This is a genomic window from Actinoplanes awajinensis subsp. mycoplanecinus (assembly GCF_001509495.1).
In the GTDB taxonomy this organism is placed as follows: domain Bacteria; phylum Actinomycetota; class Actinomycetes; order Mycobacteriales; family Micromonosporaceae; genus Actinoplanes; species Actinoplanes palleronii.
This window is the reverse complement of record NZ_LLZH01000237.1, coordinates 1-276: the sequence shown is the minus strand read 5'-3', so window position 1 is coordinate 276 and position 276 is coordinate 1. Positions and strand designations below refer to the sequence as shown.

The 276-nt window shown below is 71.7% G+C and carries 1 pseudogene; it reads left to right on the top strand.

Annotated features, from left to right (window positions below):
• A pseudogene (locus ADL15_RS24430) lies at nucleotides 1-193 on the top strand (recombinase family protein); the annotation flags it as partial.
• Nucleotides 194-276: the final 83 nt, after the last annotated feature.

Genomic DNA, 276 nt, shown 5'->3' with positions numbered 1-276 from the left:
CGAGTACGTCGAGGCGGCGCTGACCGCGCAGGGCAGGCGCCTGCTCGTCGTCGATCCGGCCGAGGTCGATGACGACTTGGTCCGCGACGTGACCGAGATCTTGACGTCGCTGTGCGCCCGGCTGTACGGCCGTCGTGCTGCCGCGAACCGTGCTCGCCGTGCGGTCGAAGCCGCCACCGAGGATCCGGCGTGACGACGATCCAGGCGTACCGGTTCGCCCTCGACCTCACGCCCGGGCAGGAACGCGACGTGCTCGCTCACGCCGGAGCGGCCCGT